Origin of the sequence: Enterococcus mediterraneensis (genome assembly GCF_900604485.1) — a bacterium.
GTDB lineage: Bacteria > Bacillota > Bacilli > Lactobacillales > Enterococcaceae > Enterococcus_C > Enterococcus_C mediterraneensis.
Genome location: NZ_UWOP01000001.1, coordinates 398,803 through 423,534, shown reverse-complemented (window position 1 = coordinate 423,534; position 24,732 = coordinate 398,803). Strand labels below are relative to the sequence as shown.

The window sequence follows — 24,732 nt, the reverse complement described above, 5'->3', positions numbered from 1 at the left end:
TATAGACATAGGGGCTTTTTTTATGGAAAAATGCGTTTTAACGCTATTATCTGCTGTGTCTTGATGTTTGATTGAAAGAACGGTGACAACGGGAAATCAAGAAGGGAGAAACAACAATGACGAACAAAATGACAGTTCAGAACATTATTTTAACATTGCAAAAGTTTTGGTCAGACAACGGCTGTATGCTGATGCAGGCCTATGATACAGAAAAAGGGGCAGGGACTATGAGTCCGTATACTTTTTTGCGGGCGATTGGACCAGAACCTTGGAACGCCGCGTATGTCGAGCCTTCACGCCGACCAGCAGACGGACGCTACGGTGAAAACCCTAACCGTCTGTATCAACACCATCAATTCCAAGTCGTCATGAAACCATCTCCGGAAAATATCCAAGAGTTGTATTTGGAAAGCTTGAAGCTTTTAGGGATCGATCCGTTAGAACATGACATTCGTTTTGTAGAAGACAACTGGGAAAATCCTTCCATGGGCTGTGCCGGTCTAGGTTGGGAAGTATGGTTGGATGGAATGGAGATCACGCAATTCACTTATTTCCAACAAGTCGGCGGATTGGCTTGCAAACCAGTGACTTCAGAGATCACTTATGGCTTGGAACGTTTAGCTTCTTATATCCAAGAAGTCGAAAGTGTTTACGATCTTGAATGGGCCGATGGTGTCAAATATGGCGAGATCTTCAAACAGCCCGAATATGAACATTCAAAATACTCATTTGAAATCAGCAATCAAGAAATGCTTTTGGAAAACTTTGATAAATTTGAAGCCGAAGCCAAACGCTGTATCGAACAAGACCTTGTTCACCCAGCCTACGACTATATTTTGAAATGCAGCCACACGTTCAACTTGTTAGATGCCCGCGGCGCTGTTTCAGTAACTGAAAGAGCCGGCTATCTGTCACGTATCCGCAACATGGCTCGGGCGGTTGCGAAAATCTTCGTTGCTGAGCGTAAAAAATTGGGTTATCCATTGTTGGATCCTGAAGTTGCGGCAAAACTGATCGAGGAGGAAAAATAAGATGGCAAAAAATCTATTACTGGAAATCGGTTTAGAAGAAATGCCGGCACATGTCGTTATGCCGAGCATGAAACAATTAGAAAACAAGCTTAGCGCTTTTTTATCAGATAATCGTCTGTCTTTTGATACAGTACGGGCTTTTTCAACTCCCCGCCGCTTGGCAGTCCATGTTACCAATGTGGAAGACAAACAAGCGGATACACAAGAAGATGTGAAGGGTCCTGCTAAGAAAATCGCATTGGATGCGGAAGGAAACTGGTCTAAAGCGGCGCAAGGATTCGTCCGCGGTCAAGGACTGACGACAGATGACATTACATTCCGCGAATTAAAAGGTGTCGAATACGTCTACGTTACTAAAAAAACACAAGGTAAAACAGCGGAAGAAGTTTTAACCGGATTAAAAGACGTGATCACCAGCCTGACTTTCCCAGTGACGATGCATTGGAGCAATTATGATTTTGAATATATCCGCCCGATCCATTGGCTTGTGGCTTTGCTGGATGAAGAAGTGATCCCATTTGAGATCTTGGATGTAAAAACCGATCGTCATTCAAGAGGACATCGTTTCTTGGGCGAGCCAGTGACATTTGCTCATGCGGATGAATACGAAGCAAAATTAGCGGAACAATTTGTGATTGCAAATCCATTGGAACGTCAAGAGCTGATCGTGGAACAAATCAAAGAGATCGCTGACGAAAACAACTGGTCCATCGAATTGGATGAAGACCTTTTGGAAGAAGTAACAAATCTTGTAGAATACCCAACAGCGTTTGTTGGCGACTACGCGGAGAAATATCTGTCAGTCCCAGAAGAAGTGTTGGTAACTTCCATGAAAGAACACCAACGCTACTTTGATGTACGTGATCAAAACGGCGCGTTGCTGCCGCATTTTATCTCTGTCCGCAACGGCGACCGCGTAAAAATCGACAACGTTGTCAAAGGAAACGAAAAAGTTTTGACTGCTCGTTTGGAAGATGCGGAATTTTTCTACAACGAAGATAAAAAACTGACGATCGCCGAATGTGTTGAGAAACTGAAAAACGTGACCTTCCACGAAAAAATCGGCAGTATCTATGAAAAAATGCAGCGGGTAGCAGCAATCAGCCAAATCATCGGTAAAACAGTCGGCTTGTCCGATGCCGAATTGAAAGAATTGGCTCGCGCTGCTGAAATCTATAAATTCGACCTTGTGACGAATATGGTAGGCGAATTTCCTGAACTGCAAGGAATCATGGGAGAAAAATATGCACTGTTGGAAGGTGAAACCCCAGCGGTTGCACAAGCGATCAGAGAACATTATATGCCGATATCCAGTGAAGGAGACCTGCCTGAATCCAATGTCGGTGCTGTGTTAGCTATTGCGGACAAATTGGATAGTCTGTTCTCATTCTTCGCTGTCGGAATGATCCCAAGCGGCTCCAACGATCCATACGCATTGCGCCGTCAAACGTATGGTGTTGTACGGATCATCGAAAACAAAAACTGGAATTTCCCGATCGCCGAATTGCAAAAAGCCATTGATGAAACCATCAACCAAAACGAAGCTGTTTATAGAATCAAGTTTGAAAAAGGTCAAACAGAAGTGATCGACTTTATCAAAGGACGTCTGCGCCAGTTCCTATCAACCAAAAATATTCGTCATGATGTCATGGATGCAGTGATCCATGGAGAACAAAAAGATTTGACTAAATTGTTTGCGGCAGCAGAAATGCTGCAAGCCCATTTGGAAGACCAAGACTTCAAACCTTCCATCGAAGCATTGACACGGGTAATCAACTTGGCGAAAAAAGCTGAAAAAGCTGAAATCAACGAAGCGTTGTTTGAAAATGAATCAGAAAAAGCGTTATATGCCGCGGTTTCTGAATTAGAAGAAAAATTCTCTCATCAAACAATGGAAGAAAATTATGCGTCCTTGACTGCATTGCGTCCATTGATCGAGCAATATTTTGATGAAACAATGGTCATGGTAGAAGACGAAGCTGTCCGCAACAATCGTTTAGCACAACTTCGCAAGATCACCAAAATGGCATTAGCTCTTGCCAGTCTTGATGCACTGATCACAAAATAAAAACACGGAATAAAAATAAAATCTCCATCCAATCAGTTATTGATCGGGTGGAGATTTTTTATGACGTATTTTAGTAAAGATAGAAATATGTTTGCTAAGGGTTTGACTATTTCAGCCATAAAAACCGATAGAGTCTAATCCTTTGCTTCCAAGCGATGGGCGAGTCCATCTAAATAAAGAGTAACGTGAGTCAAGAAATCGCCTTTCGGGTCTTCTTTTGAGCGATCAGCTAAAATCGCAGCCATATCGGTCAAATGCTGTTCTTGACTATACTGACGCATAAACTGTACATACTCTTTCATATCGGCTTTGCCCTTCAAAACTTCTTGTCTCAACAATTCTTCTTGCTGTCGATCCATTAGCTGACCAACTAATAAGTGATGAAGCGCCAAAATCGTATCATTGCTTTGTTTTGTTGAACAGCCGGCATCTTTCAGTAAAGACATCATCTTTTGCAGATGTTCTAAGCGGCTGGGAAAGGCAGGGATCGTGTGGATCTCTAATTCGGCGCCGCAAGGAAATGTGGTATACAGTATGTAATAGTTTGCCATGAATGCAGTCAACTGTTCCTTCCAAGGAAGATGAGGATCAGGCAAAACTAACTGATCTTCCATCGTTTCCGCCATTCCCTGAAGCAGACTTTGCTTATTTTTGAAGTACCAATACAACGCCGGTGCTTTGATATCCAACGTATCTGCCAATCCCCGCATCGATAATCCGGCAATGGTCTTTTTCTTAGCTAAAATATCAAATGCCGCTTCAATGATCCGTTCTTTTGATAGTCGCGGTTCCATAAAAAACCTCCTTTTTCATTTTTTGTATCTTTTTTCTTGCATTCGTGTTTCAAACGTGATAAATTATTACCCGTTCTTATTTTACAGTGTTAAATAGGAGCTGTCAATTTCACAGAGGGGGTTAAGCCAATGGATATCGTGCTTAAGCACACAAAGAAATACAAAGCAGCACTAGTAATTTCACTTCTCTCAGTTGCTGTCATGGTCATGGCGTCATTATGGCAGCCGAAACTGCTTCAACAAGTATTGGAAGCTATTTTATTGGAAGATAATGACCAAATGAAAGAATTAGGAATATGGCTGATCGGACTTGCGGTTTTAGGACTTATCGCTGGTGTGCTGAATACGATTTTTTCAGCAAAAGTGGCACAAGGTGTCAGTGCTGATATTCGAGAGGAAGCATTTCGCAAGATCCAAACGTTCTCGTTTGGTAATATCGAGAAATTCTCCGCTGGAAATCTGGTGGTTCGTTTAACAAACGATGTCACACAGATCCAAAATTTGATTATGATCGCTTTACAATCACTTTTTCGGATCCCGATTTTATTTTTAGGAAGTTTCATTTTGGCGATGTACACATTACCGCAATTATGGTGGATCATTGTTTTGCTGATCGTTGCCGTTTTCGCGATCACGGCATTGTCTTTCACTCAAATGGGCAAGCACTTTATGATCATCCAACAATTGATCGATAAAGTAAACAGTATCGCGAAAGAAAACTTATTGGGAATTCGTGTCGTTAAATCTTTTGTACAAGAAAAAAATCAACTGGCAGGTTTTACCAAAGTCAGTGATGAGTTGACTGCACACAATATCGTAGTGGGAACACTGTTTTCTGTGATGATTCCATCTTTCATGCTGGTGGCGAATCTGGCTGTCGTTGGAGCGATTTATTTCGTGGGGGATCTGGCAAAAGAAGATCCAACTCTGATCGGCGGTATCGCGTCTTTCATGAATTACCTGATGCAGATCATGATGGCGATCATTATCGGCGGTATGATGATGATGATGACATCAAGAGCGGCAGTATCATTAAAACGGATCAAAGAAATTCTTGAAACAGAACCGGACATCACTTATCCAGATGTTCCATACCAAACATTAGAAGGCAGTGTTTCTTTTGAACATGTTTCATTTCGTTATCCAGATGACGACACCGATACGTTAAAAGATATCAGTTTTGAGATCAAACCAGGAGAAATGGTAGGGATCGTAGGTGCGACTGGTGCCGGAAAATCAACATTGGCGCAATTAATCCCACGATTATTCGATCCAACAGAAGGAACCATCAAAGTAGGCGGCATCGATCTAAAACAGGTCAATGAACGCAGTCTCCATGATACAGTTTCATTTGTTCTCCAAAAAGCGATCCTCTTTTCTGGAACGATCGCTCAAAATTTGCGTCAAGGGAAAAAAGATGCAACAGAACCTGAAATGACTCGTGCCACTCAAATCGCTCAAGCCCGAGAGTTTATTGAAAAATTGACTGAGCAATACGAAGCGCCAGTGGCTGAACGAAGCAACAACTTTTCTGGCGGACAAAAACAACGATTATCGATCTCGCGAGGAGTTATCGGTGAACCTAAGATCTTGATCTTGGATGATTCGACCAGCGCACTGGATGCACGTTCAGAAAAATTGGTTCGGGAAGCGCTGGATCATGAATTGTCAGGAACAACTACGATCGTGATCGCGCAAAAGATCGCATCAGTAGTGAAGGCTGATCGGATTCTTGTTCTGGATAAAGGACAACTTGTAGGAGTTGGATCCCACGAAGAATTGTTGGCAACAAGTCCGATCTATCAAGAAATCGTTGAAACTCAAAAAGGAACGGAGGAGTAACCATGACGGATTTAATCAAAGCAAGCAAGTTTTTCTATCACTATCTTAAACGGTACAAGCTCTCCTTTCTTTTCATTTTTGCAGCGATCATTGTGGCGACGTATCTGCAAGTAAAAGCACCTCAATACATTGGTGATGCTTTTAATGAATTGGCGGCATATGTTGGCGGATTGATGCAAGGAGTAGATGATAAGAGCAAATTTGTCGCGGTCATTTGGAAATTGTTGTTGTTCTATGTTTTGGCCAGTGCAGCCAGTTTCATCTACAGTATTTTATTTACACAAGTTGTTGGTAAATCTACCAACCGGATGCGTATCGGCTTGTTCAATAAATTGGAAAAACTGACGATCCGCTTTTTTGATTCACATCAAGATGGCGAGATCCTGAGCCGTTTTACCAGTGATTTGGATAATATCCAAAACAGCCTCAACCAAGCTCTTCTGCAATTTTTGACTAATGGTGTATTGTTGATTGGGATCTTGATCATGATGTTCCGTCAAAATGTTTCATTGGCATGGGCGACCATCGCTTCGACACCGATTGCGGTGATCATCGCGGTTGTCGTGATCCGCAAAGCTCGTAAATACGTTGACTTGCAACAAGACGAAGTAGGTAAGCTTAACGGTTATATGGACGAAAAAATCAGCGGTCAACGAGTGATCATCACCAATGGACTGCAAGAAGAAACGATCGATGGCTTCCTTGTTCATAACAAAAAAGTTCGGGAAGCAACCTATAAAGGACAAGTTTATTCAGGCTTGTTGTTCCCGATGATGCAAGGAATGTCGTTAGTCAATACAGCTATCGTGATCTTCTTTGGTGGTTGGTTGGCGCTGAACGGTGATTTGGAGCGTTCCGTTGCTTTGGGTCTTGTCGTGACATTTGTTCAGTATTCGCAACAATACTATCAACCATTGATGCAGATCTCGTCAGGTTATAGTATGATCCAATTGGCAGTGACCGGTGCACGACGTTTGAATGAAATGTTTGATGAACCAGATGAAGTCAAACCGGATAACGGAAAGAAAATCACTGGGATTCAACAAGGAGTCGTTTTGGATCACGTAGACTTTGGCTATAATGCTGATCAGCAGATCCTTAAAAACGTGTCCATCACTGTAAATAAAGGTGAAATGATCGCGTTAGTCGGGCCGACAGGTTCTGGTAAGACCACTATCATGAATCTTTTGAATCGTTTTTATGATGTGAACAAAGGAGCTGTTTTAGTAGACGACACGGACATTCGCGAGTTGGATTTAGACAGCTTGAGAGAAAATGTGGGGATCGTCTTGCAAGACTCCGTATTGTTTTCCGGAACGATCCGGGAAAATATCGCTTTTGGCAAACCTGATGCAACGGAAGAAGAAGTGATCGCCGCTGCGAAACAAGCAAACATCCATGAATTTATTGTAGGATTGGAGAATGGCTACGAAACTGAGATCACTGAAGAAAACAATTTATTCAGTACCGGTCAAAAGCAGCTGATCAGTATTGCTCGTACGATCTTGACGAATCCATCGTTGCTGATCTTAGACGAGGCGACAAGTAATGTTGATACTGTTACCGAAGCGAAAATCCAAAAAGCAATGGAAGAAGCCATCAAAGGCCGAACCAGTTTTGTGATCGCCCATCGATTAAAAACGATTTTGAATGCGGATCGTATCGTTGTTTTACGGGACGGTCAAGTAATCGAAGAAGGAAATCATCACGAATTGCTCAAACAGGATGGATTTTACGCGGAGCTGTATCACAATCAATTTGTTTTTGAATAGGAAAACCAAAACAGCCGAGGACAAAGAGTCTTCGGCTGTTTTAATAGTTTATGGTTTTTACGTTCATCACAAAATCAGCTTCAACAACAGCGGAACATAAAACATATAAAGCAATACCGAGTAACCCAGACTGGAAGCTGCAAACTCTTCATCCGCATGATATGCCCGCGTCAAGATGGTGACTGCATTTTGGACCGGCATGGAGGACTGGATGATGAAAACAGCCAGCATCATTGGCGGGACCGTAATAAATTGTCCCAATACCCAAACAATCAAAGGGGAAAAAAGATATCTTCCAAAGAGAACACCGAGGACATCGCGATTGATTTTAAGATTTTTAAGTCCGCTGAAATAGACGATGATACCAATAACGAACATCGAAAGCGGGGTGGTCAAGTTTGCCAGATAGCCGCCAAAAGTCCGGATAAAATCAGGAACAGGCATTGCGCCCATCATCCAGCAGATCCCGATCAAAAATCCCAGCAATGCAGGAGAGAACACTTTTTTCAGTACTACTAAAGGATGGAAGGAAACTTTGGCTTGCTGAAACTCGGGATTATCCCGCGCAATCTCATAAATACCGATTGTCCAAAAAAATGTGGTATTGACGATATAATATAACAAAACAAATGGCACTGCCTCTTCGCCAAATATCGCTAGATTGATCGGCAGACCAATAAAAATCGTGTTGGAACAGGTGAACATTGTAGTAAAAGTACCACCTCTTCCTGATTTCGTGGGCCAGATCTTGCGATAGAGCAGGCTGAGAAAAAATGTCAATGACATCGAAATGATCGGGATGATCATCCCGCTGAATAGATGCAGAAACTGCTCTTTTGAAAAGTTTGATGTGATCGTCAAAAACATATTGAATGGAAGCGCCAGATTCAATACGAGCTTTGAAAACGCCTCAGCAGTTTGATTAGAGAACCATTGTTTGAAAGAAAGCCAATAGCCTAAAAACATCAATGCAAAAATAGCAAAAATATTCAAATATGCGTGCAGCACCCAAATTCACCTCTTTAAAATAACTATAGATGAATTACAAACAAGAAACAAGTACTTCTGGTGTTTTAAAAATGACAGCAGTACGCGAAAGATATCACGTTGAAACGTCTTTCAGAACCTGGAGATGTTGGTGACGCGGTTGCCTTTTTAGCTGGAGCTGATACAAACTATATTACAGGTCAAACATTGATCGTAGATGACGGGATGCAATTCCATTGATCATTTAGCAAATTATCGAAAAAACAAATAAACATATAGATGAAAAACGCCCTTCAAAAGCCAAGTTTTAAACCGACTTTTGGAGGGCGTTGAGTTATGTTAAATAATTGATCTATTATCTTTTTTGTTGTTTGTTCGCATTACGTCCTTGACCAGTCCGTTTTGGCTGATTCAGGTTCATAGTGTTTTTTGGTGTTTCTTTAGGCGTAACGTCTTTTTTAGGTGGCGTTACAACTGTTTTTGGTGGGTTGGCTTTCATTTCTTCTTCGATCTGCGCCCGGATTTTTGGTTTCATGATAACATTCGTGATGTAAGTTTGGATACAACTGAACACACCGCCGACTACCCAGTAAAGCGTCACACCGGCTGGCGCTCCGAAGGACATGAAGACGATCATCAATGGAGAAACGATCAGCATTGTCCGCATCGTTTTCTTTTGCTCTTCAGGTACACCGATTTGTGAGATATACCCTTGGATCAAATAAGAAAGACCAGCGATCGCTACTAAAACAAGACTTGCTTCGCCAAGATTGATACCGTAGAAAACAGATTCGCGAATACCTTCAGTGTAACGAGCCGTGTAATAAAGAGCAGAGAAGATCGGCATTTGGATCAGCAGCGGCAGACAGCCGATACCGCCAGTCATGCTGACACCATTTTCTTTATAAACAGCCTGCATTTCCATTTGAGCAGCCATTTGTTCTTCACGAGTGGTTGCTTCTTTTAATTTTTGTTGTGCCGCTGTAACTTGCGGTTTGATGAATTGCATTTTTTCTGATTGAACCATTGTTTGCTTGGCTTGGTGGATACCTAACGGCAAAATGATCACGCGGACGATGATCGTTACGATAATGATCGCCCAACCATAGGACCAGTTGAAATTGTTCACTAGATATTGGATAAAATTGCTGAGTGGTTCTACAAGTATGCGATAGACAATGCCTGATGTATCGGGATTCCCGTTTTTATCAATGCTGACACAGCCGGAAAGGGTCAGCAGCAAAGCAATCAAGCCGGAACCAACCAGCCAGTTTTTCATTTTTGTCATTTAATTCTTCCTCTTCATAATAAATTTACACAAGCTTAACTATACTAAAAAAAGGAAGTGATTTCAATGTAGTTCACAAAAAATTCAATAGTTGCAAAACAGTTTCGTTCAACGATACCGGACTTCAAATTTCTTGTAATCTTTGATCATCGGATCATCGTGGATATCTGTGTAAGTCACGCGTCCGGCTGGTGAAGGGGAGTCTTTAATCTCACTGATAAACGTATCGATGATTTCTTCCTCACCCACCGCTTCAATTCCCACAGAACCGTCTGCTTCATTCCAGACTGCTCCGGTGACACCTAATCGATCCGCCAACATTTTTGTAGTATAACGGAAACCTACACCTTGGACAGTACCTTGAACATTCATTCGGATTTTGCGCATAATTCTTCCCGCCTTTTCTGTCTATTTATCTTAATGATAGCGTTTTTTAATTTTTTCAACAAGTAGAGCGTATCTAAAATCATGGTATAATAAATTGAGGTGAAAAGGATGAAAGAAATCCGTTCTGTAAAAAATGAATTGATCAAACAATTAAAAAAGCTCCATCAAAAAAAATATAGAGATCAGCAGGAGCGTTATTTGATCGAAGGATTCCATTTGATCGAAGAAGCGGCTAAAACCCAAGAGATCGAAATGGTTTTTGTGGATGAAAGAGGCAAAAGAGAATGGCATCAGTGGCTGGAAAAGCACACCGAGATCCAGCAGTATGATGTTTCAGAAGATGTTTTGCAGTCATTGTCAGAACTGCCGACACCGCAAGGAATCATCGCGGTAGTTAAAAAACATTCCTTGACAGTTGATCTGGATGGAGCTTGGCTTTTACTGGATAATGTCCAAGATCCCGGAAATGTGGGAACGATGGTCCGCACAGCAGACGCGGCAGGATTTACTGGAGTGGTTCTAGGAAAAGGGACTGCCGATATTTACAGCACAAAAGTATTGCGGAGTATGCAGGGCAGTAATTTTCATCTACCCATCATTTCTATGGATTTAACAGAGGCTGTCACGATCTTTAAAGAAAAACAAATCCCTGTTTATGGAACGGAATTGAACAAAGATGCCATTGATTACCGTCAAGCCGCGCCCGGTAAAAAAGTCGCACTGATCCTTGGAAACGAAGGGCAGGGCGTACGCTCAGAACTGTTGGAAATGACAGACCAAAACCTTTATATCCCGATTTATGGCCAAGCAGAATCACTGAATGTAGGGATCGCCGCCGGTATATTGATGTACCATTTCGTATCAGACAATATTTAAGTAATGATAAAATTTTACAAGCGCATTCAAAAAAATATAGATTATTTCAAAAGACGATGATATACTTTCTTCAAGTTCCAAAAGTATCTTTAAAAGGTGGCTAGTACGACACATGACAGAAAAATGGCAAGACGATGCAGAATATGTGTCTTATATTCAAGATCTCTTAGAAACTGAAGAAGTAAAAAAACTAGAAAAATTTACACATCATTTACATTCTACGCGTTTGGATCATTGTTTGAGTGTTTCTTATAATAGCTATAAATTGGTAAAAAAATGGGGCGGAAATGCACGTGCGACTGCTCGCGCGGGACTTTTGCATGACCTGTTCTATTACGACTGGCGGACAACGAAATTTGACGAAGGTTCCCATGCTTACATGCATCCGAGGATTGCAGTCAAAAACGCCGAAAAAATCACTGAGCTATCTGATTTAGAACGCGACATTATCTTAAAACATATGTGGGGAGCAACGATCGCGCCGCCCCGTTACAAAGAAAGTTATATTGTGACTTTAGTGGACAAATATTGCGCCATCAAAGAAGCGTCAGAACCCTATTCACAAAGCCTGCGTCTAAAATGGCGTCATTGGTTTCCGAAGAAACAATCTGTATAAACAGACTTAATAACGGAACTGGAACAAAGCAAAACACTGCTTTTGTTCTAGTCCCGCTATTTTTAAAAAGTAGACAATTATTTTATCATTCAGAAAACTCGAGGATCGTATGAAAAATTTAACTATCCACGATCGGTTAAAAGATCGTGTCATTTTGGCCCTTGTTGGGACTTTTTTAGTTGCGCTGGGCATACATCTGATCGTTTTAAGTCAGTTAGGCGCGGATGCATTAAGCACGTTTATACTTGGGATCATCAAATATCTGCCGTTTCAATTCGGTACGATCAGTTTGAGCATCAATATTCTGGTTTTGATCGTTGTTTTTTTCCGAGAAAGACAGATGATCGGTATCGGCAGTATCATCAACAGTTTTGGGATCGGGATTTTCCTAAATATTTTGGAATGGTCTGGTTTCACTACATTGCCTAAGGGCACTCATTTTTTGGCTATTATTTTAGGAACTGTGCTTTTTGCTTTTGGTACGGCGTTGTATCTTTTGACACAGACCGGTTCAGGGGCTTATGAATGTTTGATGATGCTAGTCAGAAATCAATTCCGTCTATCGATCCATACTGCTCGTATACTGCTGGACGGATTTTTTATGATCGTTGGTTTCTTATTAGGAGGTACCGTTGGGATCGGCACCGTCTTTGTTCTGTTTTTATTAGGTCCGATACTGGATTTCTTTTTACAGAGATTGCCGAAACGGTTCAAATTTTTAAGATTTTAAACAAAAAACTCAACTCCGCTAATAAAAGCGGAGTTGAGTTTTTTTATTTGACGAACAATGTCAAAATCATCAATAAAAGGAACAGCAAAGCAATAGTACCAGCTACCAATAAGTGGCGGCGTTTGTTCATCATGATGATGGCGATGTATTCCCGTAAAAACGCATTTGGCAAATAATAAAAAGCAGTAGGCGCTCCGATCCCATCAGCGTTCAAAGCTGCCATCCGGGCATAGATGCCAGCTCGGAAGATATGATAATTATTCGAAGAAAAGATCACTTTGTAACCATTGGGAGTAAGTTTATCCATGATTTCTTTGGAAAATTTCATATTTTCAAAAGTTGTAGTGGAATTTGTTTCAAGTAAAATATCATCTTCCGGAATACCTTGAGAAACAGCATAATTTTTCATCGCCGCCGCTTCTGATATTTTTTCATCCAGCCCTTGTCCGCCTGACATCAGCAGTTTTGGTGCTTTTCCTTTTGCGGCGATTTGCAGACGATAAAAGTCGATCGCTTTGTCGATTCTTTGAGCCAATAAAGGGGAAACGCGTTCGCCATTGATCAAACCAGCACCTAAAACGATGATATAGTCTTGATTGTATCGCGGGTGATTGAATTGATATAAAAATGAGATCGTCAAAAAGTTGTAGAAGACGATAAAAAAGTAAGTACCTACAAATGGCAGATAGGCAAACAGAACAGCCAACCAATCCGGAAGTGTTTCAACCACGAACCAGTTGAAAAGTAAAAGCAGCGTTAGTCCGATAGCAGCTACCAACGTCAGCAAATTAGCCAGAGAATGGGCTTCTTTTTTCATAACGACGATAGCGTTCCAATAAAGGAAGATAAGCAGGGCATAGATGCCAAAGATCGATACCAACAAAAATGCAACTGCGATCACCGCAAACAGGCCGCCTACTAGAATATTTTGGGTCTGGAAAAGATTGAATAGCAGATAGCCCCCAAAAGAAAGCAGAAAAATGTTGAACAGCCAACCATTGATCAGTCTGCGTTTGTCTTTGAAATAAGAAAACAAAAAGAAACTCAAGAAAATCAATGGGACGATGATAAAGAAACTTCCGGTTTGATACTCAATGACGCCTAAATAAAGGAACAAACAGAAAAATGACCACACACAACAGAAAAAGAAAGTATCCGGATCATCTTTTCTTTTCCGCCAGAGTACCATCAGCCAATTTCCGCCAATAAGGATGACAAAAAAAATAAGTGCTTCGATAAAATTCATTCTTTCAACTCCTAACAATTGTTAGTATAACGAATTGGAAAGAAAAATGCTTGCAAATAGCTATTGTTTGTCGAAAAAAAGGTTTTTCCGCTACAATGGAAGAAACGATAAGGAGGAAAAGGACATGGAAATCGGTGAGGTACGTCGTGTAAGTTTGCCGGGATTTGCTGTGATCGGCAAAGAAGGCAAGGGACTTTCACAAGAAGGTGCTTCGTGGGTACCGCCATTATGGGAAAAATTCACGAAACATTCGACTGAGATCGTCGAATTGGCTGCTGAAGGATCAGAGGAAGTCCATCTTTGGGGGCTGATGAGTGATGAGAAGACATGGCTGGAGCCTTGGGGTGAAGTGGGGAGATATTTAGCCGGTGTCGAAGTTCCCAAAGATACAAAAGCACCGGAAGACTGGCGGCGTTGGGAAATGCCGGCGATGGATTATCTGGTGGTCAAAACCAATTCAGAAAATCTGGATATGATGACAGAAGAAATGCTGAGCCAGATTTTGCCAAATGAAAATGCGGTACTTGCTGCCGCTATCCAAGAACATTACTTGCCAGAATTTGAAAAAGGCGAGGTAGAGCTGTATTTTCCAGTCACTTATGATTTTTCGCCAATAACAGAATAAAAAAGGGGAGCTGCCAATAGCGAGCTCCTCTTTTTCCTAGTATTAAAAAAGATTTGAAAAGAATCCGGCGATTTTTCGTCCAGCTAATACAAAAATATTAGCCTTCTCGACTTTTTCATTCACAACGATCTTGGCTGTGGCTGGGTTAGAATCGTCCAGATAACCTAAATCATCGTCTGCTAAGCGAATAGTAGCAGATCCAATGGTTTCTCCTTTGTCAACAGGCGCCTCGACAGAACCGTCAGTGACGATTTTTTTGTCAAATTTTGGTGTGATGATCGTATCTGCAAGGTCCATATCGCTGCGGACCCAAACATTTACAGAATCTTTCAAAACGATTGCCGCTGTCAAATCTTTTCCATCAGCGACTTTAACTGTTTTGTGATCAGGGATTCTTGTATTATCAGTCTTGATGGTTTCTTGTTTCCAATTATCAAATGAATAGTCCATCAATTTTCCGGTTTCGATAAAACGTACACTAGGATTTTCTGCATGTCCTGCGACATTCAAAACAACGGTGATGATTCGCTGACCGTCTTTTTCCATCGTTCCTACAAAGCAGGCGCCGGCCAGTTCTGTTGTCCCAGTTTTCAATCCGTCAACGCCTTCTTTGGCATTGATGAATCCAGGAAGCATCCAGTTCCAGTTCACCATTTCTACCGGTGACTGAGTATTTTCCCCAAACATCTTAGTAGTGATTTTAGAAACTTCTAAAAAGTCCGGATAATCTGTAATCAAGTGACGTGCTACTATGGCTACATCTTTCGCTGACATTTTATTTTCAGCATCTGTACTAGAACCGGGATAGACGTGATCGCCTAGATAACTATTGTTCAATCCAGAAGCATTTACCAGCGTTGCATCTGTAATACCCCAGCTTTTTAGTTTGGCTTGCATCATATCCACGAATTTTGGTTCGCTGCCGGCGATCTTTTCAGCCAAGGCCACGATGGAAGCATTCGCCGATTGGATCACAGCGGAATCAAAGAGTTCTTTTACTGTGTATTGATTTTCTTTATGTAAAGGAACATTCGATAAGTCAGGTTTCGTGCTCAACTCTTCAGCATAATCTGAGATAGCGACCGTATCCCCCCATGCCAGTTTTCCTTCTTTTACTTGTTCTTCTACCAGATAAAGACCAATGATCTTCGTCACTGAGGCGATCCCCATCGGTGTATCTCCCTCTTGATCGTAGAGGATCTTTCCGGTTTTCGCATCAACTGAAATAGCGGCTTTTGCGTCCACATGAAAATCTGATTCAGCGGCATTGCTTTCTAACGGCGCCCAGAATCCTGCGGCGATGATTACGCTGAAAACTAGCGCAAAGAGTCTATGAAATTTTTTTGACATGTCAATCTCCTTTTATAGTACAATCTAAGATAAAAGTTTAGCAAAGACAGTCGCGAGTTTCAATATCAGAAGAAAATAAAACACAGATTTAATAAAAATGCTGAAAAAAAGACCGCAAAAACAGGTGTCAGCTCCGGTGAAGGAAGTCTAACTTAACTGTTTTTACGGTCTTATGATGGGTGACATTATTAACGGCGATGATGATCTTCGATGCGAACTGGTACTTTTTCCATTTGCTGATCTTCCTGCACATATTTGTAGACAGCTACTAATGAACTGCCTAATAAGGCCATCAAACTAAAAATCGTCAAAAGCGTTGCTAAGGGTGCAAACATATACATGACCTTCTTTCTATTAGTTATTTATCTTCTGATATTCACTATTACCTACATGTTCAGTATAACAAGTTTTTATCGTTTTCACTATTAAATAAACTCCGTTATGGTGATTCTTTTTGAATTTTAGGAATAAGTACAAATGACTGGTCTTCTGTTTCGTCATAAAAATGCAGTTGACCGTCTTTTTCTTCAATAATAATGTGGTATCCTAACCCGTCCAGCAGTACTAAACGACTGGGTGTCAGTTCTACCAGTATTGTGGTTTCCGGCTGATCTTGGAGATATAGCTGGTAGTCATCAGTGATGGTGACCGTGATCGGTTTACTGACCGGCGTCTTTTGATATTGCCAAGTTCCAATGAACTGTTGGAAATTATCCGAACAAGCAGTCTTCTTTTTACGTAATACCAGACCCGCGACTCCGGTGATCAATGAGGCGCCAAGGACAAGAGGAAAGTATTTTTTCATCATTTCACATCCGTTCCATAGGACTATTTAAAGAAACTATAGCATGGAAAAGTTAAAAAAACATCGGTCTTAAGGTCTAATTTGAGAAAAACATAAGATTTGTGGTAGGATGCAAGTGGCAGGTGAGTTTATGGAATATCAAGACGTTATTTTAGCAACATTCATTGAACGAAAACATCGGTTTATTGCCCACTGTGAATTGGAATCTGGTGAAGTGATTATTGCCCATGTGAAAAATACCGGACGCGGCAAAGAAGTTTTTATTCCCGGAGCGGTAGTGGCATTGCAGTATTGTCCTTCACCGAAGCGAAAAACCAGTTATGATTTGATCGCCGTCAAAAAATTTAAGCAATGGATCAATATTGACAGCCAGCTGCCTAATCGCTTGGCTTATGACGGTTTGTTGGACGGAACGATCCATTTGCCGGGATTATCAGGTGAGATTGCGACGATCACGCGTGAGGTCCGCTACGGAAACTCCAAATTTGATCTGGCGTTGATGACCAGCACAGGCGAGAAAGCGTTTATTGAAGTAAAAGGGATGACGTTAGAAAATGAACAGATCGGCGCATTCCCCGATGCACCGACTATTCGGGGCAAAAAGCATGTCCATGAGTTGAGAGCCGCTCTTAAAGAAGGCTACCATAGTTACCTTTTATTCATCATTCAATTTGAACAAGTCCAACTTGCGACGATCCATACTGCAATGCAAAATGATCTGCGGGATGAATTTGCGCAAGCTATAGAAGACGGCGTTCAAGTTTTAGCGTATAATTGCAGTGTACGATCAAATACTGTGACGGTGAAACAATCTATTCCTTTTGTTTTAGATTATGCTTTCATCGATCCAAATTAAGTGAGGGAGAAAAATATGATTCATTTAGGGATTATCGGTACTGGATGGATTACCCATCAATTCGTGGAAGCTGCTCATGAAACAAAGAAATACCGGTTAGTTGCTGTGTATTCACGGAGATTAGAAACGGCACAAGAATTTGGTGAACGTTACGGCGACGTGGAATATGCAATAGATTTGGATACGTTTTTTGGTTTGGCACATATGGATACTGTTTATATCGCCTCGCCAAACTCTTTGCATTATGAACAAGCAAAACAAGCAATCTTAGCCGGCAAAAATGTCATTGTCGAAAAACCGGCTTTTTCTACGCCGACTGAAATGGATGAGATCATCGAACTTGCCAATGAAAAAAGAGTTTTCTTTTTTGAAGCGGCACGTAATATCCATGAAGAAAGTTATCGCAAGATTGCTGATTTTTTACCGGTCAAAGATCGGATCATCGGCGCGAACTTTACGTATATGAAATATTCTTCCCGCTACGATGCTGTGTTGGCAGGAAAAGAACCAAACATCTTCTCGCCGCATTTTTCCGGCGGAGCATTGATGGATCTGGGAATCTATCCGCTTTATGCCGCACTGGGATGGTTTGGTATGCCGGAATCAATGCACTATTTCGCCCGGAAGATCGCGACAGAAGTCGATGGCATCGGTACGATCGTTTTGCGGTATGATGGATTTGATGTGACCATCCAACAAGGCAAGAACGCGGATTCTTTCTTGCCGTCAGAGATTTATCTGGATAACGGCACATTGGTGATGAACGGGATCAATGCTTTTGATAAAGCAGCATTTCATGATCGCGAACAGAAAGAAATCAAAAAATTAGAGATTACAGCCAAAGAAAATCCGATGGTAGAAGAAGCGGCTGATTTTGCTAAAGTAATCGAGAATCCGACTGATCCAAAATTAGGCGATATATATCAAGAATGGGTTGAACTCTCAAGAAATGTCAACAAAGTCATTTACCACTTGCGGCAAGATGCCGGAATCGTATTTGATGCAGACAAAAAAGACTAGGATGTTAAAAAATGGATAGAACGAAATTGCCGGAATGTTGGCAACAGCGCTGGCTGGAACAAGAATTCCAAAAACCGACAAAGATTCAAGAAGCAGTATTTGAACCGCTGTTGGAGAAGAAAAATATCATGGGCATCTCACCTACAGGATCAGGAAAAACATTGGCGTATTTGCTGCCGCTTCTATTGAATGTGGAAAAAGGAGCAGGCAATCAATTGCTGGTGCTTACTTCCTCTCAAGAACTGGCGTTGCAAGTAACTGAGGTAGCAAGAGTATGGGGAAAAGATCTTAATCTGCAAGTGCAAGCGTTGATCGGCGGTGCCAATGTGAAACGTCAGATTGAAAAGTTAAAGGACAAACCCGAAGTCTTGGTGGGAACACCAGGCAGAATCTTGGAATTGATGAAACTTCGCAAGCTGAAAAGTCATCTGCTTTCTGCGGTAGTCTTGGATGAAGCGGATCAATTGCTGCAAAAAGGCAGTGGTGAACTAGTAGCGGATGTTGTTGGACAGTTGCAAAAAGATACCCAGTTGACGTTCTTTTCTGCCACAGCGGATGAGGCCGTTAAGGAGATCGCTCAACTCAGCCAGCAGGAATTATTGACTGTCGATGTCACCAAAGAAGATGACAGCAAAGGAATCATCAGTCATTTTTACTTGCGTTATCCAAGCCGAAAAAAAGTCGATGCTTTGCGGCGAATGGCGCATCTTACTGATTTTCAGGGACTGGTCTTTTTCAACCAACTATCTGAGATGGGCAATGCGGAAGAAAAACTGCTTTATCATGGGTTATCGGTAGCTTCATTAGCCTCGGACCAATCCAAACAAATGCGTAAATTGGCATTGGATTCTTTCCGGAGCGGGCAAGCAGTGGAACTGTTGACGACCGATGTAGCGGCCAGAGGATTAGATATCCCCAATCTGCCTTTTGTAGTGAACGCGGATGTACCCCTGACAAAAGAAAGCTATTTACATCGCGCTGGACGAGTTGGACGGATGGGTAAAGCAGGCACAGTCATTACGATCATTCAAGACAATCAGTTGCGGGATCTGCAACGTTTGGCAAAAGAGCTGGATATTCAAATCCAAGAAATTTTCTTGCATGGCGGGAGTCTGCAAACAGAGCCGCCGATCCATGTTTCAGAAGAGACTGAGAGAAAAATACGCAAGCCGTCTAAGCCGACAGAAAAAATCAAGAAAACAGTGGTTGGCAAAGAAAAGAAAAAGCCAAACAGAAAAAGAAAATCTCAAAAAGACAAAGGAAAAAGGCGCAAATAAGCGCCTTTTTATGTTACCATTGATATGCTGAATAACTGTTATTCGATTGAAGGAGGCCCGTATGAACTCTCGAAAAGAAGAAATCTTACATACATTGGAAATGCGCCAGCAAGGGACCACAGCCTTACAGATCGCAGAGATTTTGAACATCGACCGGACGAATGCCAGCCGCTACTTGAATGAGTTAGCCAAAGAAGGACGGATCATCAAAAAGGCGGGACGTCCAGTCGTTTACGAGATTTTGGGTGATTCGGAAGAAAAAGTGCACGTGGATACTTCTTCGGAAGTTACATTTGATAATCTGGTGGGAGAAAACGGATCATTAAAAATGACGATCCAGCAGGCAAAAGCTGCGATCTTGTATCCGCCGCGAGGATTGCATACTATTATTTTCGGTGAAACCGGTACTGGGAAATCACTCTTTGCCGAGTGTATGTATCATTTTGCGGTAAAATCACGTGTGGTCAAACGAGATGCTCCATTTGTTTCTTTTAACTGTGCGGATTACGCGCAAAATCCGCAATTACTGTTCGGACATATTTTCGGTATCAAAAAAGGTGCTTATACTGGAGCCGCTGAAGATACTCCTGGATTATTAGCAAAAGCTGATGGAGGGATCTTATTTTTGGATGAGATCCATCGGCTGCCTCCGGAAGGGCAGGAGATGCTTTTCACTTTTATCGATAAAGGCATTTATCGTCCATTAGGAGAGAGCGCAAAAACGTATGAGGCTTCCGTTCAGATCATTGGCGCTACCACCGAATCGTCGGAAACATTTTTGACGACATTCAATCGCCGGATCCCAATGTCGATCACTCTACCTAGTTTGGCCGGCCGTTCGTTGGATGAGCGGTATGAGATCATTACTTTATTTATCAAGCAAGAAGCCAATCGCCTGAATCAACGGATCGAAGTTGAAAAAGAAGCCATCATCGCATTTATGCTTTATGATGCAGAAGGCAATATCGGGCAAGTCAAAAGAGATTTGAAGCTGGTTTGTGCCAAAGCCTTTTTGCATTATCGTACTCACAACGAAAAAAGTCTGCTGATCCATAAACAGGACTGCTCTTTACAGGTTCAAAAAGGACTATTGAAGATGCGTGATCTCTCTGATCGCTTAGAAAGCTTTTTGGAAGGTAAAGGAGATTATCTGAGTTTTGATCCTGGTGAAGCGGAAGTTGTCTGGTCACAGGATCCAGAACGAAATATGCAGGTCTACAATGATATTGAAGAAAAAGTAACTACGCTCAGTGAGACCGGTGTCGCCAGCGTTGACTTGGAAAACTTGATTTCCCGAGATGTCGATGCCTATTTTGAGACTTACGTAGAAGAATTAACACAAAATACCGTTCACAAAGAACTTTTGCCAGATAAGATTTGGAAATTGACCAATCGCCTCTATGACATTGCTGAGGAAAAGCTGGAGCGTTGCTACAATGAAAAAGCACGCTTTGCGTTTGCCTTGCATCTGCAAAGTACTATCGAACGACTAAAAGAAGGACATACCATTATCCACCCGGATCTGAACACGATCCGTAAGAATTTAAAACGAGAATTTCAAATCGCTTTGGATCTGTCCAGCATTATCGAAGAAGAATGGGCGATCGAGATTCCTTTTGATGAGATCGGCTTTATCAGTATGTTTCTTTCCATCCAAGTAAGCAACAGCGAAAAAGTTCCGGAAAACCTCGTGGAAGTCATCGTGTTGATGCACGGGACTGCCACGGCATCCAGCATGCTGAGCACAGCACAGGATCTTTTGGGAACAACGATCGGGATCGCCATGAATATGCGATTGGATATGGAAGTCCAAACGATGTATGAAAAACTTTTGGCCCATGTCTCACAAAACAAGGAACGCTTATCAAACGGTGTTTTACTGCTGACGGATATGGGGTCATTGAATTCTTTTGCGAATCTGGTATTCGAAGAGACGGGTGTCCGTACGAAAGCTATCTCCATGACCAGTACGATGGTAGTGATCGAAGCACTGCGGATGGCTGCCAATGGACGCAGCTTGGAAGATATTTATCAAAATATCCAACTTTCTTTTGAAAACATCATTCGTGATCAATTCAAAGAAAACCATGGGCAAAAAGATATCAAAAAAGCAGTGGTGGTTACTTGCTTTACTGGTGAAGGGGTCGCTGCAAAACTGTATCAGCGAATCGCGCCAGTAGTGGACCAATCAAAAGTCGAGATTATCCAAATGCAGTTTATTGAAAGAGAAGCATTTATCAAGCACATCGATTCATTGTTGCAAGAATATGAAATCAAGGCGATCGCCGGTACCGTTGAAGTTGATTATCAGAATATCCCATTCTTTTCGGCTTATGAAGTTTTTGACGATGAGCGCTTGAATGTGTTGAAACGGATCGTCAGCGAAGAGATACCGATCGAAAAAATCGTTCAAACATTAGCCGGCACATTGACTCATATCCCGTCCCTCACTCAAACTATTAGACTGTTGCAGCAGATCGTTCATCAGATTCAAGGTCAACTGCATCTGGTAGTAGAGCCAAGCGTAGATGCTGGTGTTATCATGCATTTGGCATTTCTGATCGAAGAATTGTTAAAAGGAGAACCAACCAGAATCTTTGATGGATTGCCGGAATTTCAGAAGAAATATCGTTTGGAAAACGACACGGTGCGGACGGCGTTGATGTCTTTGGAAAAAGAATATCAAATAAAAATCTCTGAAGACGAGATTGCATTTATTACACAGATGTTCTTAGAAAATAAAATCAAAAGCGCTTACGATATTACACACAAATTTAGTGTGTAATGATATGAACGGTAAGTGTGTAAAAATAAAAAAGAGTAAAACGCTGTCATTTACAGTGTTTTGCTCTTTTTTTATTTTGGCACGCTTATTGCATTATAGTTAAGTGTAAATAAAAAAAATCAAAGAGGTGAACAAAAATGGCAAAGAAAACGATTATGTTGGTTTGTTCTGCAGGAATGAGTACTAGTTTACTTGTGACCAAAATGCAAAAAGCTGCGGAAGAAAAAGGAATGGATGCAGATATTTTTGCAGTATCCGCGTCTGACGCAGATAATAACTTGGAAACAAAAAATGTGGATGTTCTATTGTTAGGCCCACAAGTACGTTTCATGAAAGCGCAATTTGAACAAAAACTTGCACCAAAAGGAATTCCTTTGGATGTTATCAACATGGCAGACTACGGCATGATGAATGGCGAAAAAGTGTTGGCACAAGCCGAAAACCTTATGGGTGAGAAATAAGAAAAAGGGATTTTAGTTTGGAGGAAAGTTAAGTGGAGGAACAACAAAACTTAGAAGCAATCATGGGTTTGATCATGTATGGAGGAAATGCAAAGAGCGATGCAATGGAAGCGATTCAAGCAGCTAAACAAGGCGACTTTGAACTAGCTGATCAAAAAATCGCTGATGCGGAAGCTTCATTAGTAGAAGCCCATCATGCTCAAACAAACATGCTGACACAAGAAGCACAAGGCAATCATGTCACTGTAACGTTGTTGACGGTTCACAGTCAAGATCATTTGATGACATCGATCGCATTCACTGATCTTGCAAAAGAGATCATTGATCTTTATCGTCGTATAGACGCGGAGTAATACACCACACAAAATTCTCTTTGAACGGATAGTTTTGAACGGTTCTTTGAAAAAGGATATGAAGAAGATTTTTCTTTATATAAATAGGACTTATAGGAGGAAATAAAATGAACGGATTAACAAGTTGGATGGAAAAACACATCCTTCCAGTAGCCGCTAAAATTGGTGCCCAAAAGCACTTAGTAGCGCTGCGTGATGCATTTATTGGAACAATGCCAGCAACAATGGCCGGTTCGGTCGCCGTAATGATCAATGCAATTATTCGTGATTTGCCACCACAATTTTGGCCAAGCTATGATGGCAATTCGATTCCTGTGATTCGCGAAATCATTGGAGTCAATGGGTTTGTTTGGAATGGTACATTAGCGATCGCCGGTTTGGTATTCGCGTTTTCTTGGGGTTACAATTTGGCACGTGCTTACGGCGTTAATGATTTAGCCGGTGGTATCGTTAGTTTGGCAACATTAGTGCAAGGAATCGCTTTCTCTTACACCAACACATTGTCTACTGCTGTACCGCAAGATGTTGTTGATACAATCAATGCAGGCAGCGCAGATTCTGGTTGGTCTGCTACTGCTGACGGATTAACAGCAACAGGTTGGGGCTGGTTGAATCTGAATCACTTAAATGCCAACGCTTACTTCACTATCATGATTATGGGTGCACTTTCAGTTATTATTTTCTGTAAATTGATGTTGGCTGATATCACGATCAAAATGCCTGATTCAGTACCTCCAGCAGTATCAAAAGCCTTTGCAGCAATCATTCCTGCAACAGTGGCATTATATGTAGTTGCTATTATCAACTTTGTCGTTGGCAAATTGACTGATGGACAATTGATCATTGACTTGGTACAAAAATACATTGCTGAGCCGTTCTTGGGCTTATCACAAGGTATCGGTGCTGTCTTGATCGTTACAGTATTTGTGCAATTGTTCTGGTTCTTTGGTATCCATGGACCAAACGTATTGGCACCAGTATTGGAAGGTATTTGGGGCCAAGCACAATTAGTTAATATCGACATTTTCCAAAAAGGTTATAACGGTAAAACAGGTACAGACGCTGTCTTAGATGCGATTCAAGACGGAAAAGCTTACATGTGGGTACGTGGATCATTTGATGCTTTCGCATGGTTTGGTGGATCAGGCGGTACGATCACATTACTGATCGCAATCTTGCTATTCTCAAAACGTGCAGACTACTTGACTGTTGCAAAACTGTCAATTGGACCTGGTTTGTTCAATATCAATGAACCTGCTATGTTCGGTTTACCAATCGTATTGAATGCGATCATGTTTATCCCATTCTTAGTGGCACCAGTTGTTGCAACAACAATCGGTTGGGTTGCTACTTACCTTGGTTTAGTATCACCAGTTTCGCAACAAGTTGCTTGGGTTGTTCCACCAATGCTGTTGTCCTTCTTGGCAACAGGAGCTGACTGGCGGGCACCGATCGTTACATTGGTATGTATGGTGGTTACCTTCTTTATCTGGGCACCATTCGTTATCTCTGCTAACAAGATCGATCCAGCTGCCGGCGAATAATCGGTCATTACAAGGACTG

At 41.6% G+C, this 24,732-nt stretch carries 23 protein-coding genes and 1 pseudogene; 16 read left to right on the top strand and 8 right to left on the bottom strand.

The genetic code is table 11. The features are described 5' to 3' along the window. Window positions 1-116 precede the first annotated feature (116 nt). Both glyQ and glyS read left to right on the top strand, forming a co-directional pair. Window positions 117-1,031: a glycine--tRNA ligase subunit alpha gene (gene glyQ, locus EFB00_RS01975; RefSeq protein WP_122645260.1), complete on the top strand. Its 915-nt coding sequence runs from the start codon at window positions 117-119 to the stop codon at window positions 1,029-1,031. A gap of 1 nt (window position 1,032) precedes the next feature. Beyond that, window positions 1,033-3,099: a glycine--tRNA ligase subunit beta gene (gene glyS, locus EFB00_RS01970; protein WP_122645259.1), complete on the top strand. Its 2,067-nt coding sequence runs from the start codon at window positions 1,033-1,035 to the stop codon at window positions 3,097-3,099. 134 nt (window positions 3,100-3,233) lie between these two features. On the opposite strand, the gene EFB00_RS01965 is transcribed toward glyS, so the two are convergent. Further along, window positions 3,234-3,893: a TetR family transcriptional regulator gene (locus EFB00_RS01965; protein ID WP_122645258.1), complete on the bottom strand. Its 660-nt coding sequence runs from the start codon at window positions 3,891-3,893 to the stop codon at window positions 3,234-3,236. A gap of 129 nt (window positions 3,894-4,022) precedes the next feature. Here EFB00_RS01965 and EFB00_RS01960 point away from each other — a divergent pair, with 129 nt between their 5' ends. Both EFB00_RS01960 and EFB00_RS01955 read left to right on the top strand, forming a co-directional pair. Next, window positions 4,023-5,735 carry an ABC transporter ATP-binding protein gene (locus tag EFB00_RS01960; protein ID WP_122645257.1) on the top strand — a complete coding sequence of 571 codons (1,713 nt, stop codon included), beginning with the start codon at window positions 4,023-4,025 and terminating at the stop codon, window positions 5,733-5,735. Between the two features lie 2 nt (window positions 5,736-5,737). Further along, the gene (locus EFB00_RS01955) at window positions 5,738-7,507 is read left to right on the top strand and encodes an ABC transporter ATP-binding protein (RefSeq protein WP_122645256.1); all 1,770 of its coding nucleotides are present in this window, start codon (window positions 5,738-5,740) and stop codon (window positions 7,505-7,507) included. Window positions 7,508-7,573: 66 nt separating this feature from the next. On the opposite strand, the gene EFB00_RS01950 is transcribed toward EFB00_RS01955, so the two are convergent. Next, window positions 7,574-8,515: an AEC family transporter gene (locus EFB00_RS01950; RefSeq protein WP_122645255.1), complete on the bottom strand. Its 942-nt coding sequence runs from the start codon at window positions 8,513-8,515 to the stop codon at window positions 7,574-7,576. A 75-nt stretch (window positions 8,516-8,590) separates the two neighbouring features. Between EFB00_RS01950 and EFB00_RS01945 the strand changes: the two are divergent. Then, window positions 8,591-8,734 (top strand): annotated as a pseudogene (locus EFB00_RS01945) (SDR family oxidoreductase); the annotation flags it as partial. 115 nt (window positions 8,735-8,849) lie between these two features. Here EFB00_RS01945 and yidC read toward each other — a convergent pair. Beyond that, window positions 8,850-9,782 carry a membrane protein insertase YidC gene (yidC, locus tag EFB00_RS01940; RefSeq protein ID WP_122645254.1) on the bottom strand — a complete coding sequence of 311 codons (933 nt, stop codon included), beginning with the start codon at window positions 9,780-9,782 and terminating at the stop codon, window positions 8,850-8,852. Between the two features lie 108 nt (window positions 9,783-9,890). Beyond that, the gene (locus tag EFB00_RS01935; RefSeq protein ID WP_122645253.1) at window positions 9,891-10,169 is read right to left on the bottom strand and encodes an acylphosphatase; all 279 of its coding nucleotides are present in this window, start codon (window positions 10,167-10,169) and stop codon (window positions 9,891-9,893) included. Between the two features lie 108 nt (window positions 10,170-10,277). Between EFB00_RS01935 and EFB00_RS01930 the strand changes: the two genes are divergently transcribed. The 3 genes from EFB00_RS01930 to EFB00_RS01920 all read left to right on the top strand — a co-directional run bounded on the left by EFB00_RS01930 (window position 10,278) and on the right by EFB00_RS01920 (window position 12,391). After that, complete coding sequence (locus EFB00_RS01930) at window positions 10,278-11,045, top strand: TrmH family RNA methyltransferase (protein WP_122645252.1); 768 nt, start codon at window positions 10,278-10,280, stop codon at window positions 11,043-11,045. 112 nt (window positions 11,046-11,157) lie between these two features. Then, window positions 11,158-11,661 carry an HD domain-containing protein gene (locus EFB00_RS01925; protein WP_122645251.1) on the top strand — a complete coding sequence of 168 codons (504 nt, stop codon included), beginning with the start codon at window positions 11,158-11,160 and terminating at the stop codon, window positions 11,659-11,661. 109 nt (window positions 11,662-11,770) lie between these two features. Further along, on the top strand, window positions 11,771-12,391 hold the full coding sequence (locus EFB00_RS01920) for a YczE/YyaS/YitT family protein (RefSeq protein ID WP_122645250.1): 621 nt from the start codon (window positions 11,771-11,773) through the stop codon (window positions 12,389-12,391). Between the two features lie 43 nt (window positions 12,392-12,434). On the opposite strand, the gene EFB00_RS01915 is transcribed toward EFB00_RS01920, so the two are convergent. Then, a complete protein-coding gene (locus EFB00_RS01915; RefSeq protein ID WP_122645249.1) occupies window positions 12,435-13,637 on the bottom strand; it encodes a YdcF family protein in 1,203 nt (400 codons plus the stop codon). A gap of 124 nt (window positions 13,638-13,761) precedes the next feature. Between EFB00_RS01915 and EFB00_RS01910 the strand changes: the two genes are divergently transcribed. Then, window positions 13,762-14,262: a GyrI-like domain-containing protein gene (locus EFB00_RS01910; protein ID WP_122645248.1), complete on the top strand. Its 501-nt coding sequence runs from the start codon at window positions 13,762-13,764 to the stop codon at window positions 14,260-14,262. A 42-nt stretch (window positions 14,263-14,304) separates the two neighbouring features. On the opposite strand, the gene EFB00_RS01905 is transcribed toward EFB00_RS01910, so the two are convergent. The 3 genes from EFB00_RS01905 to EFB00_RS01900 all read right to left on the bottom strand — a co-directional run bounded on the left by EFB00_RS01905 (window position 14,305) and on the right by EFB00_RS01900 (window position 16,417). Continuing rightward, the gene (locus EFB00_RS01905) at window positions 14,305-15,612 is read right to left on the bottom strand and encodes a serine hydrolase (RefSeq protein WP_122645247.1); all 1,308 of its coding nucleotides are present in this window, start codon (window positions 15,610-15,612) and stop codon (window positions 14,305-14,307) included. Window positions 15,613-15,800: 188 nt separating this feature from the next. Then, complete coding sequence (locus EFB00_RS13395; protein WP_164709413.1) at window positions 15,801-15,947, bottom strand: hypothetical protein; 147 nt, start codon at window positions 15,945-15,947, stop codon at window positions 15,801-15,803. Between the two features lie 104 nt (window positions 15,948-16,051). Continuing rightward, window positions 16,052-16,417: a DUF4828 domain-containing protein gene (locus tag EFB00_RS01900; protein ID WP_122645246.1), complete on the bottom strand. Its 366-nt coding sequence runs from the start codon at window positions 16,415-16,417 to the stop codon at window positions 16,052-16,054. Between the two features lie 130 nt (window positions 16,418-16,547). Here EFB00_RS01900 and sfsA point away from each other — a divergent pair, with 130 nt between their 5' ends. The 7 genes from sfsA (at window position 16,548) to EFB00_RS01865 (ending at window position 24,713) form a co-directional block, all read left to right on the top strand. Beyond that, window positions 16,548-17,273 (top strand): DNA/RNA nuclease SfsA, encoded by a 726-nt coding sequence (gene sfsA, locus EFB00_RS01895; protein WP_122645245.1) that lies wholly within the window; start codon window positions 16,548-16,550, stop codon window positions 17,271-17,273. Window positions 17,274-17,288: 15 nt separating this feature from the next. Beyond that, window positions 17,289-18,293: a Gfo/Idh/MocA family protein gene (locus EFB00_RS01890; protein WP_122645244.1), complete on the top strand. Its 1,005-nt coding sequence runs from the start codon at window positions 17,289-17,291 to the stop codon at window positions 18,291-18,293. A gap of 11 nt (window positions 18,294-18,304) precedes the next feature. Further along, window positions 18,305-19,570 carry a DEAD/DEAH box helicase gene (locus EFB00_RS01885; RefSeq protein WP_122645243.1) on the top strand — a complete coding sequence of 422 codons (1,266 nt, stop codon included), beginning with the start codon at window positions 18,305-18,307 and terminating at the stop codon, window positions 19,568-19,570. Window positions 19,571-19,631: 61 nt separating this feature from the next. Further along, window positions 19,632-22,355 (top strand): sigma-54-dependent transcriptional regulator, encoded by a 2,724-nt coding sequence (locus tag EFB00_RS01880; protein WP_122645242.1) that lies wholly within the window; start codon window positions 19,632-19,634, stop codon window positions 22,353-22,355. Between the two features lie 137 nt (window positions 22,356-22,492). Then, the gene (locus EFB00_RS01875; RefSeq protein ID WP_122645241.1) at window positions 22,493-22,816 is read left to right on the top strand and encodes a PTS sugar transporter subunit IIB; all 324 of its coding nucleotides are present in this window, start codon (window positions 22,493-22,495) and stop codon (window positions 22,814-22,816) included. Window positions 22,817-22,848: 32 nt separating this feature from the next. Next, window positions 22,849-23,169, top strand: a complete 321-nt coding sequence (locus EFB00_RS01870) for a PTS lactose/cellobiose transporter subunit IIA (RefSeq protein ID WP_206423454.1) — start codon at window positions 22,849-22,851, stop codon at window positions 23,167-23,169. Between the two features lie 107 nt (window positions 23,170-23,276). After that, complete coding sequence (locus tag EFB00_RS01865) at window positions 23,277-24,713, top strand: PTS sugar transporter subunit IIC (RefSeq protein WP_122645240.1); 1,437 nt, start codon at window positions 23,277-23,279, stop codon at window positions 24,711-24,713. Window positions 24,714-24,732 lie beyond the last annotated feature (19 nt).

Excerpts from the sequence above, each read along its gene's own strand:
- glyQ (WP_122645260.1), top strand. The coding sequence starts at position 117 with ATGACGAACAAAATGACAGTTCAGAACATTATTTTAACATTGCAAAAG.
- glyS (WP_122645259.1), top strand. The coding sequence starts at position 1,033 with ATGGCAAAAAATCTATTACTGGAAATCGGTTTAGAAGAAATGCCGGCA.
- EFB00_RS01965 (WP_122645258.1), bottom strand. The coding sequence starts at position 3,893 with ATGGAACCGCGACTATCAAAAGAACGGATCATTGAAGCGGCATTTGAT.
- EFB00_RS01960 (WP_122645257.1), top strand. The coding sequence starts at position 4,023 with ATGGATATCGTGCTTAAGCACACAAAGAAATACAAAGCAGCACTAGTA.
- EFB00_RS01955 (WP_122645256.1), top strand. The coding sequence starts at position 5,738 with ATGACGGATTTAATCAAAGCAAGCAAGTTTTTCTATCACTATCTTAAA.
- yidC (WP_122645254.1), bottom strand. The coding sequence starts at position 9,782 with ATGACAAAAATGAAAAACTGGCTGGTTGGTTCCGGCTTGATTGCTTTG.
- EFB00_RS01935 (WP_122645253.1), bottom strand. The coding sequence starts at position 10,169 with ATGCGCAAAATCCGAATGAATGTTCAAGGTACTGTCCAAGGTGTAGGT.
- EFB00_RS01930 (WP_122645252.1), top strand. The coding sequence starts at position 10,278 with ATGAAAGAAATCCGTTCTGTAAAAAATGAATTGATCAAACAATTAAAA.
- EFB00_RS01925 (WP_122645251.1), top strand. The coding sequence starts at position 11,158 with ATGACAGAAAAATGGCAAGACGATGCAGAATATGTGTCTTATATTCAA.
- EFB00_RS01920 (WP_122645250.1), top strand. The coding sequence starts at position 11,771 with ATGAAAAATTTAACTATCCACGATCGGTTAAAAGATCGTGTCATTTTG.
- EFB00_RS01915 (WP_122645249.1), bottom strand. The coding sequence starts at position 13,637 with ATGAATTTTATCGAAGCACTTATTTTTTTTGTCATCCTTATTGGCGGA.
- EFB00_RS01910 (WP_122645248.1), top strand. The coding sequence starts at position 13,762 with ATGGAAATCGGTGAGGTACGTCGTGTAAGTTTGCCGGGATTTGCTGTG.
- EFB00_RS01905 (WP_122645247.1), bottom strand. The coding sequence starts at position 15,612 with ATGTCAAAAAAATTTCATAGACTCTTTGCGCTAGTTTTCAGCGTAATC.
- EFB00_RS13395 (WP_164709413.1), bottom strand. The coding sequence starts at position 15,947 with ATGTTTGCACCCTTAGCAACGCTTTTGACGATTTTTAGTTTGATGGCC.
- EFB00_RS01900 (WP_122645246.1), bottom strand. The coding sequence starts at position 16,417 with ATGAAAAAATACTTTCCTCTTGTCCTTGGCGCCTCATTGATCACCGGA.
- sfsA (WP_122645245.1), top strand. The coding sequence starts at position 16,548 with ATGGAATATCAAGACGTTATTTTAGCAACATTCATTGAACGAAAACAT.
- EFB00_RS01890 (WP_122645244.1), top strand. The coding sequence starts at position 17,289 with ATGATTCATTTAGGGATTATCGGTACTGGATGGATTACCCATCAATTC.
- EFB00_RS01885 (WP_122645243.1), top strand. The coding sequence starts at position 18,305 with ATGGATAGAACGAAATTGCCGGAATGTTGGCAACAGCGCTGGCTGGAA.
- EFB00_RS01880 (WP_122645242.1), top strand. The coding sequence starts at position 19,632 with ATGAACTCTCGAAAAGAAGAAATCTTACATACATTGGAAATGCGCCAG.
- EFB00_RS01875 (WP_122645241.1), top strand. The coding sequence starts at position 22,493 with ATGGCAAAGAAAACGATTATGTTGGTTTGTTCTGCAGGAATGAGTACT.
- EFB00_RS01865 (WP_122645240.1), top strand. The coding sequence starts at position 23,277 with ATGAACGGATTAACAAGTTGGATGGAAAAACACATCCTTCCAGTAGCC.